This is a genomic window from Pseudomonas sp. PKS, assembly GCF_051913525.1.
Classification (GTDB): Bacteria; Pseudomonadota; Gammaproteobacteria; order Pseudomonadales; family Pseudomonadaceae; genus Aquipseudomonas; species Aquipseudomonas guariconensis_D.
In genome coordinates, this window is sequence record NZ_JBEGDO010000008.1 from 199,376 (window position 1) to 217,465 (window position 18,090).

Annotated in this window: 15 protein-coding genes and 1 pseudogene; 8 read left to right on the forward strand and 8 right to left on the reverse strand. The window is 62.4% G+C overall.

All coding sequences use genetic code 11. The annotated features are described in order from the left end of the window. Window positions 1–15: 15 nt before the first annotated feature. Window positions 16–393 (reverse strand): histone-like nucleoid-structuring protein MvaT, encoded by a 378-nt coding sequence (mvaT, locus tag ABOA88_RS11400; protein ID WP_196170896.1) that lies wholly within the window; start codon window positions 391–393, stop codon window positions 16–18. A 304-nt stretch (window positions 394–697) separates the two neighbouring features. On the opposite strand from mvaT, the gene purU reads away from it, so the two are divergent. After that, on the forward strand, window positions 698–1,549 hold the full coding sequence (gene purU, locus ABOA88_RS11405; RefSeq protein ID WP_043206402.1) for a formyltetrahydrofolate deformylase: 852 nt from the start codon (window positions 698–700) through the stop codon (window positions 1,547–1,549). A 145-nt stretch (window positions 1,550–1,694) separates the two neighbouring features. Here purU and ABOA88_RS11410 read toward each other — a convergent pair whose 3' ends face one another. The 5 genes and pseudogenes from ABOA88_RS11410 to ABOA88_RS11430 all read right to left on the reverse strand — a co-directional run. Then, window positions 1,695–2,687, reverse strand: coding sequence for a lysylphosphatidylglycerol synthase transmembrane domain-containing protein (locus tag ABOA88_RS11410; protein ID WP_196170897.1), 993 nt, complete (start codon window positions 2,685–2,687; stop codon window positions 1,695–1,697). Beyond that, window positions 2,684–3,448: a DUF2334 domain-containing protein gene (locus ABOA88_RS11415; protein ID WP_367851551.1), complete on the reverse strand. Its 765-nt coding sequence runs from the start codon at window positions 3,446–3,448 to the stop codon at window positions 2,684–2,686. Before ABOA88_RS11415 ends, ABOA88_RS11410 begins: the two co-directional genes overlap by 4 nt. Then, window positions 3,441–4,553, reverse strand: coding sequence for a glycosyltransferase family 4 protein (locus ABOA88_RS11420; protein WP_437437092.1), 1,113 nt, complete (start codon window positions 4,551–4,553; stop codon window positions 3,441–3,443). The genes ABOA88_RS11415 and ABOA88_RS11420 overlap by 8 nt, the downstream gene beginning before the upstream one ends. Before the next feature lie 228 nt (window positions 4,554–4,781). Next, a complete protein-coding gene (locus tag ABOA88_RS11425; RefSeq protein WP_372340684.1) occupies window positions 4,782–5,546 on the reverse strand; it encodes a methyl-accepting chemotaxis protein in 765 nt (254 codons plus the stop codon). Between the two features lie 90 nt (window positions 5,547–5,636). Beyond that, window positions 5,637–6,656 (reverse strand): annotated as a pseudogene (locus ABOA88_RS11430) (cache domain-containing protein); the annotation flags it as partial. Between the two features lie 166 nt (window positions 6,657–6,822). Between ABOA88_RS11430 and ABOA88_RS11435 the strand changes: the two are divergent. Next, a complete protein-coding gene (locus tag ABOA88_RS11435) occupies window positions 6,823–8,298 on the forward strand; it encodes a helicase HerA-like domain-containing protein (protein ID WP_196170901.1) in 1,476 nt (491 codons plus the stop codon). Window positions 8,299–8,390: 92 nt separating this feature from the next. Here ABOA88_RS11435 and ABOA88_RS11440 read toward each other — a convergent pair whose 3' ends face one another. After that, window positions 8,391–9,863, reverse strand: coding sequence for an inorganic phosphate transporter (locus ABOA88_RS11440; RefSeq protein WP_043206408.1), 1,473 nt, complete (start codon window positions 9,861–9,863; stop codon window positions 8,391–8,393). A 320-nt stretch (window positions 9,864–10,183) separates the two neighbouring features. Further along, window positions 10,184–10,384 (reverse strand): hypothetical protein, encoded by a 201-nt coding sequence (locus ABOA88_RS11445; RefSeq protein ID WP_196163104.1) that lies wholly within the window; start codon window positions 10,382–10,384, stop codon window positions 10,184–10,186. Between the two features lie 564 nt (window positions 10,385–10,948). Here ABOA88_RS11445 and pcaR point away from each other — a divergent pair. From pcaR to ABOA88_RS11475, 6 genes are all read left to right on the forward strand, one after another. Further along, window positions 10,949–11,824 carry a pca regulon transcriptional regulator PcaR gene (pcaR, locus tag ABOA88_RS11450; protein WP_070576040.1) on the forward strand — a complete coding sequence of 292 codons (876 nt, stop codon included), beginning with the start codon at window positions 10,949–10,951 and terminating at the stop codon, window positions 11,822–11,824. 338 nt (window positions 11,825–12,162) lie between these two features. Beyond that, window positions 12,163–13,509, forward strand: coding sequence for an MFS transporter (locus ABOA88_RS11455; RefSeq protein ID WP_196170902.1), 1,347 nt, complete (start codon window positions 12,163–12,165; stop codon window positions 13,507–13,509). Window positions 13,510–13,770: 261 nt separating this feature from the next. Next, a complete protein-coding gene (locus ABOA88_RS11460) occupies window positions 13,771–14,631 on the forward strand; it encodes a CoA transferase subunit A (RefSeq protein WP_196170903.1) in 861 nt (286 codons plus the stop codon). After that, complete coding sequence (locus ABOA88_RS11465) at window positions 14,628–15,407, forward strand: CoA-transferase subunit beta (protein WP_196170904.1); 780 nt, start codon at window positions 14,628–14,630, stop codon at window positions 15,405–15,407. Before ABOA88_RS11460 ends, ABOA88_RS11465 begins: the two co-directional genes overlap by 4 nt. After that, the gene (pcaF, locus tag ABOA88_RS11470; protein WP_196170923.1) at window positions 15,404–16,609 is read left to right on the forward strand and encodes a 3-oxoadipyl-CoA thiolase; all 1,206 of its coding nucleotides are present in this window, start codon (window positions 15,404–15,406) and stop codon (window positions 16,607–16,609) included. The genes ABOA88_RS11465 and pcaF overlap by 4 nt, the downstream gene beginning before the upstream one ends. Before the next feature lie 186 nt (window positions 16,610–16,795). Next, on the forward strand, window positions 16,796–18,085 hold the full coding sequence (locus ABOA88_RS11475) for an MFS family transporter (RefSeq protein WP_196170905.1): 1,290 nt from the start codon (window positions 16,796–16,798) through the stop codon (window positions 18,083–18,085). Window positions 18,086–18,090: the final 5 nt, after the last annotated feature.

The following is an 18,090-nucleotide window of genomic DNA, read 5'->3' on the forward strand; positions in this document are numbered from 1 at the left end:
GCAGCCAGCTGTCAGTCAGTCCAGCAGGGTTGCCCAGCCTTCAACCACATCGCCACCCCATTTGGCTTTCCATTCTTTCAGGGTCTTGTGGTTGCCGCCTTTGGTTTCGATCACTTCGCCATTGTGCGGGTTCTTGTACTGCTTGACCTTGCGAGCACGCTTGGTGCCAGTGGCCTTGACCGCACCGCGCGGTGCTTTGCTCAGTTTGGATTCTGGATCCAGCAGGGCAATCACGTCACGCAGGGACTTGGAATATTCGCCCATCAGTGCGCGCAGTTTGCCTTCGAACTCCAGTTCTTTCTTCAGTTTGTCATCTTGCGACAGGTTGGCCAGGCGGGCCTGAAGTTCCTTGATGGCTTCTTCGGTAGCGCGGTATTCGTTGATCAGGGACATGGAGTGGTCCTTAGTGCAATGTTCAAAGAGAAACAGTTCGGGCCAATAATAGACAGGCGATACTCTCAAGTAAACAATTAAAAAGGCAATAAACTGTTAATTGCCGTGGGGCTTTGCAGGCATTTGGTTAAGAAAATTTTACATATCGCCCGACAAATTCATCGTTTCCTACGTGGGCGGCTCAATTGGCACCTTTGCCCCTCGCGGACCGGGCGTGTGTGCTGTAGTGGGGGCAATCATTACTGCGTTTTTCCTGGCGGGCCGTTAGAATGTGCGCCTTTGCGAAGTTTCCGGAGTCCCCTTCATGCGCACCTATCGACTGGTGATTGCCTGCCCCGACCGTGTCGGCATCGTGGCAAAAGTCAGTAATTTCCTGGCCCTGTACAACGGCTGGATCAACGAAGCCAGCCACCACTCCGATGAGCAGAGCGGTTGGTTCTTCATGCGCCATGAGATCCGCGCCGAATCCCTGCCCTTTGGCATCGAAGCGTTTCGCGAGGCGTTCGCGCCGATCGCCGAAGAGTTCTCCATGACCTGGCGTATCACCGACTCGGCCCAGAAGAAGCGCGTGGTGCTGATGGCCAGCCGCGAATCCCATTGCCTGGCCGACCTGCTGCATCGCTGGCACACCGACGAGCTCGATTGCGAAATCCCCTGCGTGATCTCCAACCACAACGACCTGCGCAGTATGGTCGAGTGGCACGGCATCCCGTTCTTCCATGTGCCGGTCGATCCCAAGGACAAGCAACCGGCCTTTGCCGAGGTCTCGCGTCTGGTCCAGGAGCATGGGGCCGATGTCGTGGTTCTGGCGCGCTACATGCAGATCCTGCCGCCGCAGCTGTGCCAGGAATACGCCGAAAAGGTCATCAACATCCACCACAGCTTCCTGCCCTCGTTCGTCGGCGCCAAGCCGTACCACCAGGCGGCGCTGCGTGGCGTGAAGCTGATCGGTGCGACCTGCCACTACGTCACCGAAGAGCTGGACGCCGGTCCGATCATCGAGCAGGACGTGGTGCGTGTCACCCACGCCGACAGCATCGAAGACATGGTGCGTTTCGGTCGTGACGTGGAGAAGATGGTGCTGGCCCGCGGTCTGCGCTACCACCTGGAAGACCGCGTTCTGGTGCACGGCAACAAGACCGTGGTGTTCGACTAAGCGAAGATGGCCGATCCCCGCGACAAGGCCGCGGCGGTGGCGCCGCCCACCTTGGGCGAGGGTTGCCTCGCTCGCTTCGACCTCGAGCGCATGAGCGAAGAGGCAGGCACCCACTTCCCGGGTGCCGCTGCGCTCTGGCGCCAGCTCAACTCGCCTGACGACGCCAGCGCGCCAGCAACGGACGCGCCAGCAGGCAAACGAACACCGGGCCCCCGGCGATCAGATAGAAGTAGTAGGTGACCGCGCGCCAGATCAGGATCGCTGCCGCCGCCGTCGAGCTGCCCACCAGGGGTGTCAGCAGGCTCGCCGAGGTCAATTCGGCGGCCCCGGCGCCGCCTGGCAGCAGGCTGAACTGCCCGGCGCTGAGCGACAGGATCTGCACCAGAAAGCTTGGGATCCACGAAAGCTCGACGCCCAGCCCTCGCAGAACCAGGTACAGCACGCTGTAGCGCAGGCTCCAGTGCACACAGGTCAAACTGAAAACCAGAATCAGGATGCGCTTGGGCAGGCGCCAGGTGTCCGTCAGTGCGTGGACGAAACGCAACACTTTGCGCGCCCATCGCCGTCTGCGCTGCACGGACATGCCCAACCGGCGTAGCAGCCGGCCGTTCAGGCGCATCACCGTATGCCGGTAGTGCAGCAACGCGAGAATCGCCATCAGCGCCAAACACAGTAACAGGGCGCTGCCCAACAGCATGCTCTGCTGGTTATGCCCCAGGCTGTGAAACAGGGCGTAGCCTGCAATGGCCAGCATCGCGCAGAAGAAGAACACCAGATCGTTCAACTGATCCATGGCGAACACCGCGCCGCTGCGCGCCGGGCCGATACGCTCGCGCGCCAGCAGGGCCATGAGGGTCAGTGGTCCGCCGCTGCCACCAGGGGTGGTGCAGATGGCGAACTCGGTGGCCATGACCACCGCCAGGCTGCGTACTCGACCGAGGCGTGCCCCTTGCTGGCCGAGCAGCAGTCGCAGGCGCACGGCATTGATCACCCAGCACAGCAGGATCATGCCCAGCAGCACAGCCATCAGGCTTGGGGCGAAGGCGCGCAGGCGCGTCAGCAGATCGCTGCCACCGAGCAAGGTGGGCACCAGCAATGCCAGCAGCAGTGCCAGACCCAGCCAGCCCAGGCGGCTCATGCCTGGACCTGACGCGCCAGCCAGGCGGATTTGGTCAGTGGTTGACGTCCCTGCGCCAGCAACGTTTGCAAGGTCTGCAACCAGTAATCGCGGGAGTCCGGATGGCGCATATCCACGGGATGCAGGCCAAGGCGCAGCGTGGCTGCATTGCGCCAGCGTCGCCCCTGCCAGTCGCAGATCATCCGCGAAAGCCCCCGCCGCCAAGCACTGCGGGCGCTCCACACCATGCCTGGGGCCTGGATGGCGGTGAACTCCGGCAGGCGATAGAGGTGCTGGGGCGTGCTGGTGTAGCGCAGCGGCAACCGACGCAGGGCCTGTCGCGTACCCTCGCTCATCAACCAGGCGGGGGCGACGAAGCCGGCCACAGGCCAGCCGTGGCGGTCGAACACTTCCAGGCCTGCTTCCAGGCGCAGCAAGGCCTCGGCCTCGTCTAGCCCATAGAATTCACCCTCATGGGTGTAGATCCGACGCATGAAGAACTCGCGGGCGCTGCGCGGTGGTGGCCCGTCATCAGCATGGAAGTAACCGTGCAGGGCCAGTTCGTCACCCTGGGCCAGGCGTCGTTCGAGCACGCGGCAGAAGGTCGGCGAGCGGGACAGGGGATTGCGATGATGGAAGTCCGGTACCACCAGCCATGTCATGGGCACAGTGCCCAGGTCTTCCACGGCCTGGACGAACGGCTGGTAATCCGGCCAGGTTTCGGGCGCGACATCGTGCAGCACCAGCATCAGGCTGCGCGGCGCGGCATCTGTCTCAACCATGGGCGCGTACCTGCGGCTGGTGGCCGAGCACGGCCTGGTAGTGCTCCAGCAGGCCATCGACCACGTGGTCCCAGGCGTAGTGCAGCTCTGCATGGCGGCGGGCCTGGGCGCCCAGCCGACGTACTCCGGCCTCGAAGGTTTCGCGCACAGCGTTCGCCATGGCCTGGGCGTCGTTGGGCGTGCACAGGCGTCCGCAGCGTTCATCGACGATCTCGCTGAAGGCGCCGGCCCGTACCGCCACCACGGGCAGGCCACTGGCCATGGCCTCGAGGATGACCAGGCCGAAGGTTTCCTGATCGCCCGCATGCACCAGCAGGTCCGCGCTGGCGAACAGCCGGGCGACCTCTTGAGGTGGGCAGAAATGGTCGATGACGCTGACATTGTCCGGCACATTGGCGGGCATGTTCGAGCCTACCAACAGCAAATGATAGTGGCGGCCCAATCGCCTTATGCAGTCAAGCAGCACCGGCAGGTTCTTCTCCCGCGAGCCACGCCCGGCGAACACCAGCAGGCGTGTGGTATCAGGGATCCCCAGTTCGGCACGCAGGCCCGGGTCGCGGTGTTCGGGGTTGAAGGTACTCAGGTCGACGCCCAGGTGCTGCACATGCACCTCCTTGACGCCTAGCCGACACAGCTTGTCAGCCATCACCTGGCTGGGAGCCAGTACACGGTCGAAGTTGCCGTACAGTTTGCTGACATAGGCCTCGACGTTGGGGGTGAACCAGTTGCCCATGCGGTTGCTCACCAGCAGCGGCAAGTCGGAGTGATAGAAACCGATCACCGGCACGTCGAGCTTGCGCCGCGCTTCGAGGGCCGCCCAGGCCGTGAGGTAGGGGTCACCGACTTCGATCAGGTCAGGCTGCAGGCGCCGCAGCACGTTGCACCAGGGGGCCAGGCGCACCGGAAAACGGTAGCCGTTGCCAAAGGGCAGGGGCGGTGCCGGCACCTGGTAGATGCCGTCGGCATCGGTGGCGCTGGCGCCGGGGATCAAGAGGCTGTGACGCACGCCAGGCCTGGCGTCGAGTCGGCGATGTTTGGCATCAAGATAGGTACGTACGCCGCCACTGGCCGGGGCGTAGAACATGGTGATGTCAGCGATGTGCACGATCAGCATCCCTCCGGGATCGTCTTCGGGTCTGTCATCGGGCTGCGATGAGCAGGCGATAACGCGCCTAAAGGTTGACCTTACTGAAGGATAGTTTGTTCGATCGGAGGTAGGCAGCGGAAAGCGTCAAGCTGCAGGTTGCGAGCTGCAAGCTTCAAGCTGCAAGAGCCAGCGGCGCCCCGCCTGCTTTTCTTGCTGCTTGAAGCTCGAAGCTTGCGGCTTGAAGCTCTAGATCCGGAAACTGCCGACCAGATGCTTGAGGCGGGTGGCTTGCTGTTCCAGGTCCGAGCAGGCGCGCAGGGTAGCCTGCAGGTTCTCGACGCCTTCCTGGTTGAGCATGTTGATTTCGTTGATGTCCATGTTGATCGAGTCGACCACGGCGGTCTGCTCCTCGGTGGCTGTAGCCACCGACTGGTTCATGCCGTCGATCTCGCCGATACGCACGGTCACGCTGTCCAGGCGCTCGCCGGCCTGGTTGGCGATCTCCACGCTGTCCTGGCTGTGGCGCTGGCTCTGACCCATGGTCTCCACCGACTCACGGGCACCGACCTGCAGCTCCTCGATCATGTTCTGCACTTGCTGCGCCGATTCCTGGGTGCGGTGGGCGAGGTTGCGCACTTCGTCGGCGACCACGGCGAAACCGCGGCCAGCCTCGCCTGCACGGGCGGCCTCGATCGCCGCGTTCAGCGCCAGCAGGTTGGTCTGTTGGGAGATGCTGGTGATCACCTCGAGAATCTGGCCGATGTTGACGGTCTTGTTGTTGAGCGTCTCGATGTGGGCGCTGGAGGTGACGATCAGGTCGGACAGGCGATTCATCGCCTCGATGTTGCGCTCTACCACCTGCTGGCCTTCTTCGGCCAGCAGACGCGCCGAGGTGGCGTGCTGGGAAGCCTGGGCCGCGTTGCCGGCGATCTCCTGGGCGGCAGCGCCCAGCTCGTTGATGGCGGCGGCGACGCTGTTGGTGCGGTTGGCCTGTTCGTCGGAGTTTGTCATCGACGAGTTGGAAGCACTGATCACCCGCAGGGCCACTTCGTTGACTTGTTCGGTGGCCGAGGACACTTCGCGGATCGAGGCGTGGATACGCTCGACGAAGCGGTTGAACGCTGTGCCGAGGATGCCGAACTCATCGTGTTGATGGATCTGCAGGCGCTTGGTCAGGTCGCCTTCACCCTCGGCGATGTCTTCCATGGCGCGGGTCATGGTGTGCAAGGGCTGCATCAGCACGCGGATCAGCAAACCCAGCAGGGCAATGATGATGACAACCGCCACGATCGTCGCGATCACCGCCGAGGTACGGAAGGTGCTGAGCATGGTGAAGGCTTTGTCTTTATCCACCGACAGGCCGATGTACCAGTTGGCCGAAGGCAGGCCCTTGATCGGGGTGAAGGTCAGCAAGCGCGCCTGGCCGTCGGATTCGACTTCGGTCAGCTCGCCGGACAGCTTGGGCGTTTGCTGTGGGAACAGGTCCGACAGCGACTTCATCACCAAGTCTTTGTTCGGGTGCACCAGGATCTTGCCTTGGTCGTTGACCAGGAAGGCGTAGCCCATGCCGCCGAAGTCCAGCGAATTGATGATTTCCACAAGGCCGTCGAGGGCCAGGTCACCACCGACCACACCGACGCTGCTCGAGACCTTGCTGAGGATACCGATGACCATCTTGTTGGTGGTCAGGTCGATGTAGGGTTCGGTCAGCATGGCGCCACTGGCGTTCATGCCGTCCTTGTACCAGGGACGCACGCGAGGGTCGTAGCCGTCGGGCATCTTGGAGTCGGGGCGCACGCTGAAACCGCCGTCCACCTTGCCCAGGTAAACGGTGAGGAAGCTCGACAGCAGGGCTTGCTGACCCATGAAGGTTTCGGCATTGGCCGGATTCTGTGCGATGTTCTGCGACAGGTTTTCCACCAACTTGATTCGGCCATCGAACAGGTTGCGAATGTTGGTCGAGGTAGACCCGCCCATTTCAGCCAGATAACTCTCGAGATTCTCGCGAATCGCATTACGCTGGAGGTAGTCGTTGTAGAGGGTGAACAGGCTGAACGCGAGTATCACGATCAATGACGCCGCCAAGAGAATCTTGTGGCTGAAACGAAGGCTTTTGTTCATGGCGTGGTCCGCTAAGGTTTTTATCGGGTCGTTCGCACGAAGGTTGTTTGAAAACAGTGCAACAATCGCCGGAGGTCCTTTTCGGGATGTTCCTGTCTTTCAGAGTGAGTATCACCACGGCATATCGGCCGTTAGGCGGCAAAGCTTGAGTAGAGGATGAAAGAAGATGTCGGATACTTCGCAAATAGTTGTAGGGGCGGGGCCTGACGGCCAGCCAGTGAGCCAAGCCATGCGCCTGGCCAACCGCCATGGGCTGGTTGCCGGTGCCACAGGGACGGGCAAGACCGTGACCCTGCAACGCCTGGCCGAGGTCTTCAGCGATGCGGGAGTCGCGGTGTTCGCCGCCGACGTGAAGGGCGACCTGTGCGGCCTGGGAGCGGCCGGTGCCCCCCAGGGCAAGGTGGCCGAGCGTATTGCCGGGATGCCATGGTTGGGCCATCGCCCTCAGGCCTATCCCGTGACCTTGTGGGATATTGCAGGGGAGTCGGGCCATCCCTTGCGAACGACACTCAGCGAAATGGGGCCCCTGTTGTTGGGCAACTTGCTGGAACTGACCGACAGCCAGCAGGCGGCGTTGTACGCGGCCTTCAAGGTGGCTGACCGTGAAGGGCTGTTGCTGCTGGACCTCAAGGACCTCAAGGCGCTGCTCGGGCACCTTAAGGACAACCCGCAATTGTTGGGCGAGGACAGTGCATTGATGACCACGGGCTCCACCCAGGCCCTGCTGCGTCGCCTGGCGACTCTGGAGCAGCAGGGGGCTGAGGCCCTGTTCGGCGAGCCGGCCCTGCAATTGGAGGATCTGCTGCGCCCGGATCGCGATGGGCGTGGACGTATCCACTTGCTCGATGCCAGCCGGCTGGTGCATGAGGCGCCGAAGGTCTATGCCACCTTCCTTTTATGGTTGCTGGCCGAGCTGTTCGAACAGTTGCCCGAGCGCGGTGATGCCGACAAGCCCGTGTTGGCGTTGTTCTTCGACGAGGCGCACTTGCTGTTCAACGGCACCCCCAAGGCTCTGCAGGATCGCCTCGAACAAGTGGTTCGACTGATCCGTTCCAAAGGCGTAGGGGTGTATTTCGTGACCCAGTCGCCAGGAGACTTGCCCGATGCGGTGCTGGCGCAGTTGGGGCTGCGGATCCAGCATGGGCTGCGTGCGTTCACCGCCAAGGAGCAGAAGTCGCTCAGGGCCGTGGCCGACGGTTTCCGTCCTAACCCGGCGTTCGATGCACTCGCCGTGTTGACCGAGCTGGGTATCGGTGAGGCGCTGGTGGGGACCTTGCAGGAGAAAGGCACGCCGGAAATGGTCCAGCGGGTACTGGTGGCGCCGCCGCAGTCGCGTATCGGACCGTTGACCGAGGCCGAGCGCGAAGCGCTGGTTGCAGCCTCGCCACTGGCGGGGCGTTATGACAAACCAGTCGACCGTGAATCGGCCTACGAGATGTTAACCGCTCGCAAGGGGGAGCCGGTGGAGCCCGCGCCGCAGCCCAAGGCCGATGAGGAGAGCTTTGCCGACAAGGCCGGAGAGTTTTTGCAGAGTGCCGCGGGGCAGGCGATCAAGTCGGCGGTACGCCAGGCGGCCAATCAGTTGGGGCGCCAATTGGTGCGTGGGCTGATGGGCTCGCTGCTGGGCGGCAAACGGCGGTAGTGGGCTGGTGCTGCCAGCACCCACAGGTGTTCGGCATCATGAATACATGAAAAAGGCGCCCGAAGGCGCCTTTTTCATGATAGCGGTATCGATCAGCCGATCGCCTTGGAGGCCAGCCAGAACAGGCCGGCAGCCAGGCCCATCGACGCCGGCAGGGTCAGGACCCAGGCCAGCAGGATGGTCTTCACGGTGCCGCCTTGCAGGCCGCTTTTGTTGGCGACCATGGTGCCGGCGACACCCGACGACAATACGTGGGTGGTCGAGACTGGCAGGCTGAACACGTTGGCCAAGCCAATGGCGCAGGCCGCGGTGATCTGAGCCGACATGCCCTGGGCGTAGGTCATGCCTTGCTTGCCGATCTTCTCGCCGACCGTCAGCACCACGCGCTTCCAGCCGACCATGGTGCCCAGGCCCAGGGCCAGGGCGACGGCCACGATCACCCAGAATGGTGCGTATTCGGTGGTGGCGGTCAGGTCTTTGCGCAGCTTCTCGAGGTCGGCCTTTTCACGGCTTTCCAGACCTGGGAGCTTGCCGACCTTCTTGGCGGTGTCATCCAGGCAGAGCAGGTAGCGACGGACTTCGACGCGCTTCTCCGCGCTCAGGTCGCGGTAGTCGGTGACGCCGTGCAGCGACGATTGCAGGGCGGCGATGGTCGGCTCGGTCTGCTGCGGATTGCAGCTGAACTGCTCCGGCAGGTCGGTCGACTTGGCCTTGCCCAGTGCCAGGAACTCGCCCAGGGTGGCGGCGTTGCGCTGGTAGAACTGGCTCATGTGCAGGGTGGCGTCGCGGGTGCGCTCGATCTGGTAGGTGGTGCTGTTCAGGTCGAGGACGAACTTGGCAGGAACGATACCGATCAGTACCAGCATGATCAGGCCGATGCCTTTCTGGCCGTCGTTGGAGCCGTGCACGAAGCTGACACCCATCGCGGAAATCACCAGCACCAGGCGATTCCAGAATGGCGGGTGCTTCTTGTCGTCCAGCTTGCGGCGTTGTTCCGGTGTCTTGTGCATCTTCGACAGCGGGCGCCACCATTTGAGGCCGATCAATACCAGGGCCGCGACGGCGAAGCCGGCCATGGGCGAGATCACCAGCGACATGGCGATGTCGATCGCCTTCTGCCAGTTGACGCCATCGCCCAGAGGTATGTCGTTGAGCAGGGCATTGGCCAGGCCCACGCCCAGGATCGAACCGATCAGGGTATGGGAACTGGATGCGGGAATGCCGAAATACCAGGTGCCCAGGTTCCAGGTGATGGCCGCGGCCAGCAACGAGAAGACCATGGCCAGCCCGTGGCCGGTGTTCACATTGATCAGCAGTTCGACCGGCAGCAGGTGGACGATGGCATAGGCCACCCCGACGCCGCCGAGCAGAACCCCGAGGAAGTTGAAGACACCGGAGAAGAATACGGCCAGGTGCGGTGGCATGGCTTTGGTATAGATGACAGTGGCTACCGCGTTGGCGGTGTCATGAAAGCCATTGATGAACTCGAATGCGAGTACGAAGGTCAGAGCGAGCAGCAAGCTCACCAGCACCCACGCATCCAGTCCGCTGAATAAATCGATCATGAAGGTTGTCTGGCGGTCATAGGGGGGCGCGATTATGCCAGAAAACCTTGGCAATCGATGCCCCTGCAACCGATCGACGAGACGGACAACATCCCATGGACGCGGCGAGCTGATGCAAGATAGGTGGGGTTTTTCACGAGCAAAATCGCTAAAAATCCATAAAAAAGCAGGTAAAACCCGCAATCATGGATAGGATGTGTGTTTCAAACGATCGTATGAAATTTGTGTAATTCCATTTCATCCATGGCACTTCGATAAAAAGCGCCAGCGCGCACCAACGCCTTGAGGGCGGTGGTGCGCTGCTTCGCAAGGCACACGGGTCAGGTGTGCTCGCTGCGCAATTCCTTTTCCATTTTTTCCAGTTCTTGGGCGAAGACCTGGTCTTGGACAGTGGCGCGCTTGCGCCAGGGTTTGCGCTCCGGTTCCGATTGCGCGGCGTAGGTGGTCACTTCACCACCGTATACTTCCTTGTAACGTTCAGCCTGGCGCTCGAGTTCCGCGCGCAGTTCTTCTTTCGTCACAGTAATACCCGAATAGGTTGATATTTTGCCTTGGCGTTCATCATGCAACGTTATGCACACGGCTACGTCGCCAAGGCGAACATGCTGTCGCAGCGACAGGATCCATGAGGTACATGGCACTTGGATTAACGGGGAGTAGGCCCTGAGCCCTGCACCTGGCTGGCGGCGTCTCGGTGGAAACGTCGACGAGGTCGTTCTGAGTGAGCGATCCGGCCAGCGAGTTCGATTATAGCAATCGATAAGTCAATGGCCATCATTCTTTAGCGACAGGTCCCAAAACATTCAAAGTTATGTACGGGGCACACTGGCGATAATCAGATTGGCCGTGAAAGTTTGAGGTGTGCTCGCCCGTGAAAGTTCGGGCGAACAACAAGAGAAACAAAAACGGCCTCGTGGGTAACGAGGCCGTTGCCTGGGGACTTCTACGGTGGGTACCTGACCAGTCTCTCCAAAGAAGCCACATGTGGCAGGAGAAAGGTATAAGTAAAAGTGTCAGCGGTCAATTGCGATTATCGGCCGTTGGTTCGATAATCGCACAAGCGACCGTTTTTTTTGAGGTTCACCATGAGCGAAGAAACCCAGGACAAGGCTTCCGCCAATCCGGAGCCGGGACGTACCGCAGCGCCTGCACTGGCCCCACCGATCGTGGCCTCGCCCGCCAAGCGTATCCAGGCCTTTACCGGCGATCCGGATTTCATGACTTCCCTGGCCCGTGGGCTGGCGGTTATCCAGGCCTTCCAGGAGCGCAAGCGCCACCTGACCATCGCACAGATCAGCCATCGCACCGAGATTCCCCGGGCGGCGGTGCGCCGCTGTCTGCATACCCTGATCAAACTGGGTTACGCGACCACCGATGGGCGCACCTATTCGCTGTTGCCCAAGGTCCTGACCCTGGGGCATGCGTATCTGTCCTCGACACCTCTGGCGGTCTCCGCGCAGCCTTACCTGGATCGGATCAGCGATCAGTTGCACGAGGCGGCCAACATGGCGACGCTCGAAGGTGACGACATTTTGTATATCGCCCGTTCGGCAACGGTGGAGCGGTTGATCTCGGTCGACCTTTCGGTGGGCGGCCGCTTGCCGGCCTACTGCACCTCGATGGGGCGTATCCTGCTGGCAGCACTGGACGATGCCAGTCTCTGGGAATACCTCGAACGCGCCGACCTCAAAGCCCGCACCAGTCGAACCCTGCACGATCCGGACTCACTGTTCGCCTGCATACAGCAGGTGCGCGCCCAAGGGTGGTGCGTGGTGGACCAGGAGCTGGAACAGGGCCTGCGCTCGATCGCGGTGCCGATCTACGACGCCTCGGGGCAGGTACTGGCGGCGCTCAACGTCAGTACCCACGTGGGCCGGGTGACGCGCAGCGAGTTGGAGCAGCGCTTCCTGCCGATCCTGCTGGCGGCCAGCCGCGACCTCTGCCACCAGCTGTTTGGATAGCGTACCGGGGCCGCTTTGCGGCCCGTTCACGGCCTGCGATTATCCACAGGCCGAACGGCGCCACGCGTTTCCTGTTCGATTAACGCACAGTCTCGTTTCCCGTGAATTGCGCACCAGGGATGTGCTGATTAATGTCTTGCGCAACGGTCGGTTTGCCGACCGGACAATAACAACATTCGAGACGCACTCCATGAGCACTGTCCTTTCGCTGTCGCGGCCGCACCCGCCTGCAGCGTCGCCGCTTTCCGGCTGATCCACCGACGCATTCGCTTATCCTGCTCCCTGCACATCCTCCGTGTGCAGTGGCCTGCCTGCGCCTCATTTTCCGGACAACAACAATGAATAGACCGCAAACCGCTGTCGGAAACTGCCTCGACGTCCAGTCCTTCATCAACGACCAGCCGCTGTCCCGCTATCAGTGGCGGGTGGTGATCCTGTGTTTTCTGATTGTCTTCCTCGATGGCCTGGATACCGCGGCCATGGGCTTTATCGCTCCGGCCCTGTCCCAGGAGTGGGGCATTGATCGCGCAAGCCTTGGCCCGGTGATGAGCGCTGCGCTGATCGGCATGGTGTTCGGTGCCCTGGGGTCGGGGCCTTTGGCTGACCGCTTCGGGCGCAAGGGCGTGCTGGTCGGGGCGGTGCTGGTGTTTGGCGGTTTCAGCCTGGCCTCGGCCTATGCCACCGACGTCGATCAACTGCTGGTGCTGCGTTTTCTCACTGGCCTGGGGCTGGGCGCTGGTATGCCCAATGCCACCACGCTGCTCTCCGAGTACACCCCCGAGCGGCTCAAGTCGTTGCTGGTGACCAGCATGTTCTGTGGCTTCAATCTGGGCATGGCAGGCGGTGGCTTCATTTCCGCCAAGCTGATCCCCGCCTACGGCTGGCATAGCCTGCTGTTGCTCGGTGGCGTACTGCCGCTGCTGTTGGCGGTGGTGCTGCTGGTGTGGTTGCCGGAGTCCGCGCGGTTTCTGGTGGTGCGCAATCGCGGGATCGACAAGGTCCGCAAGGCCTTGGCTCCAATCGCACCTGCCAAAGTCGCCGAGGCGGCGAGCTTCAGTGTGCCGGAACAGAAGGCGGTAGCCGCCGGCAACGTGTTCACGGTGATCTTCTCCGGCACCTACGGCCTGGGCACCGTTTTGCTCTGGCTGACCTACTTCATGGGGCTGGTCATCGTCTACTTGCTGACCAGCTGGCTGCCGACCCTGATGCGTGACAGTGGTGCCAGCATGGAGCAGGCCGCGTTCATTGGCGCCTTGTTCCAGTTCGGTGGTGTACTCAGCGCGGTTGGCGTGGGCTGGGCGATGGACCGCTTCAACCCGCACAAGGTCATTGGTCTGTTCTATCTATTGGCGGGTGTATTCGCCTACGCGGTCGGGCAGAGCCTGGGCAACATGACTCTGCTGGCCACCTTGGTGCTGGTGGCGGGCATGTGCATCAACGGCGCGCAATCGGCCATGCCCTCGCTGGCAGCGCGGTTCTACCCTACCCAAGGGCGTGCCACCGGGGTGTCGTGGATGCTTGGCATCGGCCGGTTCGGCGCAATCCTCGGTGCCTGGAGCGGCGCGACGTTGCTGGGGCTGGGCTGGAACTTCGAGCAGGTGCTGACCGCGCTGTTGGTGCCGGCGGCGCTGGCCACCGTGGGTGTGGTGGTGAAGGGGCTGGTGAGCCACGCCGACGCGACCTGACCGCTCAGGGAGTGAAGGAGCGGAGTTACCCACAAATTCGAGGATGCACTCACCGACGCATTCGTGGATAAGCCCGCTCTCTTAGGGCGTGCGCTACGGTCTGGAACGAATGGATAGCAGAACAACAAATGGTTCGATAATCGCACAAAAGTGCGATTATCGGATTGTAAGCACCCCGGCGTCCTCCTTAATCTGAGCCCATCGCAGCGATGCATCGGCCCGCTGCTCCCTGACCCGACTCGTCCTGACCAGGAGTCTCCAATGGCAGCAATCCTCTCGCTTCATGACGCCGTGAAGCAATTCATCCAGGATGGCGACACCGTCGCCCTCGAAGGCTTCACCCACCTGATCCCGACCGCCGCCGGCCACGAGATCATCCGTCAGAACAAGCAGGACCTGACCTTGGTGCGCATGACCCCGGACCTGATCTACGACCAGTTGATCGGTGCCGGTTGCGCGCGCAAGCTGATCTTCTCCTGGGGCGGGAATCCAGGTGTGGGCTCGCTGCACCGCCTGCGCGATGCGGTGGAAAAACATTGGCCTCACGCCATCGAAATCGAAGAGCACAGCCACGCCGACCTGGCCAACGCCTACGTCGCCGGTGCCTCGGGCTTGCCCTTTGCCGTGCTGCGCGCCTACGCAGGTTCCGATCTGCCAAAGGTCAACCCGCTGATCAAGAGCGTGACCTGCCCGTTCACCGGCGAAGTACTCGCCGCCGTGCCTTCGGTGCGCCCGGATGTCACCGTGATCCACGCACAAAAAGCCGACCGCAAGGGCAACGTACTGCTCTGGGGCATCCTGGGCGTGCAGAAGGAAGCGGCCCTGGCGGCCAAGCGCTGCATCGTCACGGTCGAGGAAATCGTCGATGACCTGCAGGCCCCGATGAACGCCTGTGTACTGCCGACCTGGGCGCTCAGCGCCGTATGTCTGGTGCCCGGTGGCGCCCATCCGTCCTACGCCCATGGTTACTACGAGCGCGACAACCGCTTCTACCAAGCCTGGGACCCGATCGCCCGTAACCGTGAGTCGTTCACTGCCTGGATCGACACCTACATCCGTGGCACCGCCGACTTCACTGAATTCAAGGCCAAGCTGGCCAGCACCGCGGAGGCTGCGCAATGAGCTATTCCACTTCCGAAATGATGACTGTCGCCGCAGCCCGTCGCCTGCGTAACGGCGCGGTCTGCTTCGTGGGGATCGGCCTGCCGTCCAAGGCCGCCAATCTGGCGCGCCTGACGTCCTCTCCGGACGTGGTGCTGATCTACGAATCCGGCCCGATCGGTGCCAAGCCCAGTGTGTTGCCACTGTCGATCGGTGACGGCGAGCTGGCCGAAACCGCCGATACCGTGGTGCCAACTGCCGAGATCTTCCGCTATTGGCTGCAAGGTGGGCGCATTGATGTGGGCTTCCTTGGCGCTGCCCAGGTCGATCGCTTCGGCAACATCAACACCACCGTTGTCGGTGACTACCATGCGCCCAAGACCCGCCTGCCGGGCGCTGGCGGCGCGCCGGAAATTGCCGGTTCCGCCAAGCAGGTGCTGATCATCCTCAAGCAGTCGCCTCGCGCGTTCGTCGAGAAGCTGGACTTCATCACCTCGGTCGGCCACGGCGAGGGCGGCGATTCGCGCAAACGCCTGGGGCTGCCGGGCGATGGCCCGGTCGGGATCATCACCGACCTGTGCATCATGGAGCCGGAAGCCGGCACCCATGAGTTCGTGGTCACCTCGATTCATCCAGGTGTGACCCGCGAGCAGATCATTGCCGCCACCGGTTGGCCGATCCGCTTTGCCGACAGCGTGCAGACCACCGATGCTCCCACGGAGGTCGAGCTGGGCGCGTTGCGCGACCTGGAAGCCCGTACCGCCGCTGCTCATGGCCAGACGGCAGGAGAAGCCTGATGCGTGACGTATTCATCTGCGACGCCATCCGCACCCCGATCGGCCGCTTCGGCGGCGCCTTGGCCGGCGTGCGTGCCGATGACCTGGCCGCAGTGCCGCTCAAGGCATTGATCGAGCGCAATCCGCAGGTCGACTGGACGCAGCTCGACGAGGTGTTCCTGGGCTGTGCCAACCAGGCCGGTGAGGATAACCGTAACGTGGCGCGCATGGCGCTGCTGCTGGCCGGCCTGCCACAAAGCGTTCCGGGCGTGACCCTCAACCGCCTGTGTGCCTCGGGGATGGATGCTGTCGGCACCGCGTTCCGTGCCATTGCCAGCGGCGAGATGGAGCTGGCCATCGCTGGCGGGGTGGAGTCCATGTCCCGTGCTCCGTTCGTCATGGGCAAGGCCGAGAGCGGTTACTCGCGCAACATGAAGCTTGAGGACACCACCATCGGCTGGCGCTTCATCAACCCGCTGATGAAGGCCCAGTACGGCGTGGATGCCATGCCCGAGACGGCCGACAACGTAGCCGACGACTATCAGGTTTCGCGCGCTGACCAGGACGCCTTCGCCCTGCGCAGCCAGCAGAAGGCTGCGGCAGCCCAGGCGGCTGGGTTCTTCGCCGAAGAAATCGTGCCGGTGCGTATCGTTCACAAGAAGGGCGAGACCCTGGTCGAGCAGGACGAGCACCTGCGCCCGGAGACCACCCTGGAGGCCCTGGCCAAGCTCAAGCCGGTCAACGGCCCGGACAAGACGGTCACTGCAGGCAACGCTTCGGGCGTCAACGACGGTGCGGCCGCGTTGATCCTGGCGTCGGCTGATGCGGTGAAAAAGCACGGCCTCACCCCGCGTGCGCGGGTGCTGGGCATGGCCAGCGCCGGTGTGGCGCCTCGGGTGATGGGAATCGGCCCGGTGCCTGCGGTGCGCAAGCTGACGGAGCGACTGGGCATTGCGGTGGCGGATTTCGATGTCATCGAGCTGAACGAAGCCTTCGCCAGCCAGGGCTTGGCCGTACTGCGCGAGCTGGGCGTCGCCGATGATGCCCCTCAGGTCAACCCCAACGGCGGGGCCATTGCCTTGGGCCATCCGCTGGGCATGAGCGGGGCCCGCCTGGTGCTGACCGCACTGCATCAGTTGGAGAAGCGCGGCGGGCGCAAAGGCCTGGCGACCATGTGCGTGGGCGTGGGGCAGGGATTGGCGTTGGCGATCGAGCGCGTTTGATCGGGTAGGTGTCCGGTAGGTTTGGACCATTCGCGGGTAAATCGGAGCGCCGAACCGCCGCCTCGATTTACCCGCGAATGGGACTGCTGGAACCTTGCTCCACGTTAGGGGCAGGCAGGGCAGTGGAACGAGACTGTTACTGGGTGTGTCTAGACTTAGCAGTGACCTTCCAGGAGTAAGCACGTCATGACCTCTAGCTATTACACAGGCGAAGAACGCAGTAAGCGCATTTTCGCCATCGTCGGTGCCTCCTCGGGCAACCTGGTGGAATGGTTCGACTTCTACGTCTATGCGTTCTGCGCGATCTATTTCGCCCCCGCGTTCTTCCCCTCGGACGATCCCACCGTGCAGTTGCTCAATACTGCTGGGGTGTTCGCCGCAGGCTTCCTGATGCGTCCGATCGGAGGCTGGATCTTCGGCCGTCTGGCTGACCGCCACGGGCGCAAGAATTCCCTGATGATTTCGGTGCTGATGATGTGCGGCGGCTCGCTGATCATTGCCTGTCTGCCTACTTATGCGAGCATCGGCACCTGGGCGCCGGCTCTGCTGTTGCTGGCGCGGCTGATCCAGGGCCTGTCGGTGGGCGGTGAATACGGCACTACCGCGACCTACATGAGTGAAGTGGCCTTGCGCGGGCAGCGCGGCTTTTTTGCCTCGTTCCAGTACGTGACATTGATTGGCGGGCAGTTGCTGGCGGTACTGGTGGTGGTGATCCTGCAGCAGTTGCTGACCGAGGACGAGCTGCGTGCCTATGGCTGGCGTATCCCCTTCGTGGTGGGCGCCATCGCCGCACTGATCTCGCTGATGCTGCGCCGCTCGCTGAAAGAGACCAGCAGCGCCGAAACCCGTCAGGACAAAGATGCCGGCACCATCAGCGGGCTGTTCCGTAACCACGCCCCGGCGTTCATCACCGTGCTGGGCTATACCGCCGGCGGTTCGCTGATCTTCTACACCTTCACGACCTACATGCAGAAGTTCCTGGTCAACACCGCCGGGATGAACGCCAAGAGCGCCAGTTTCGTGATGACCGGGGCGCTGTTCCTGTTCATGATCCTGCAGCCGGTGTTCGGCATGTTGTCCGATCGCATTGGTCGGCGTAACTCGATGATGTTGTTCGGCGCCTTGGGGACGGTGTTCACCGTGCCGCTGCTGATGGCGCTCAAGACCGTGACCAGCCCATTCCTGGCCTTCGTCCTGGTGACGCTGGCGCTGTGCATCGTCAGTTTCTACACCTCGATCAGCGGCCTGGTTAAGGCCGAGATGTTCCCCACGCAAGTGCGTGCCCTGGGCGTCGGCCTGGCTTATGCGGTGGCCAACGCGGTGTTCGGCGGTTCAGCCGAATACGTGGCCTTGGGCTTGAAAACCCTGGGAATGGAGAACACCTTCTACTGGTACGTGACCGCCATGATGGCGGTGGCCTTCCTGTTCAGTCTGCGCCTGCCGAAGCAGGCTGCGTACCTGCATCATGATCATTAAGGACG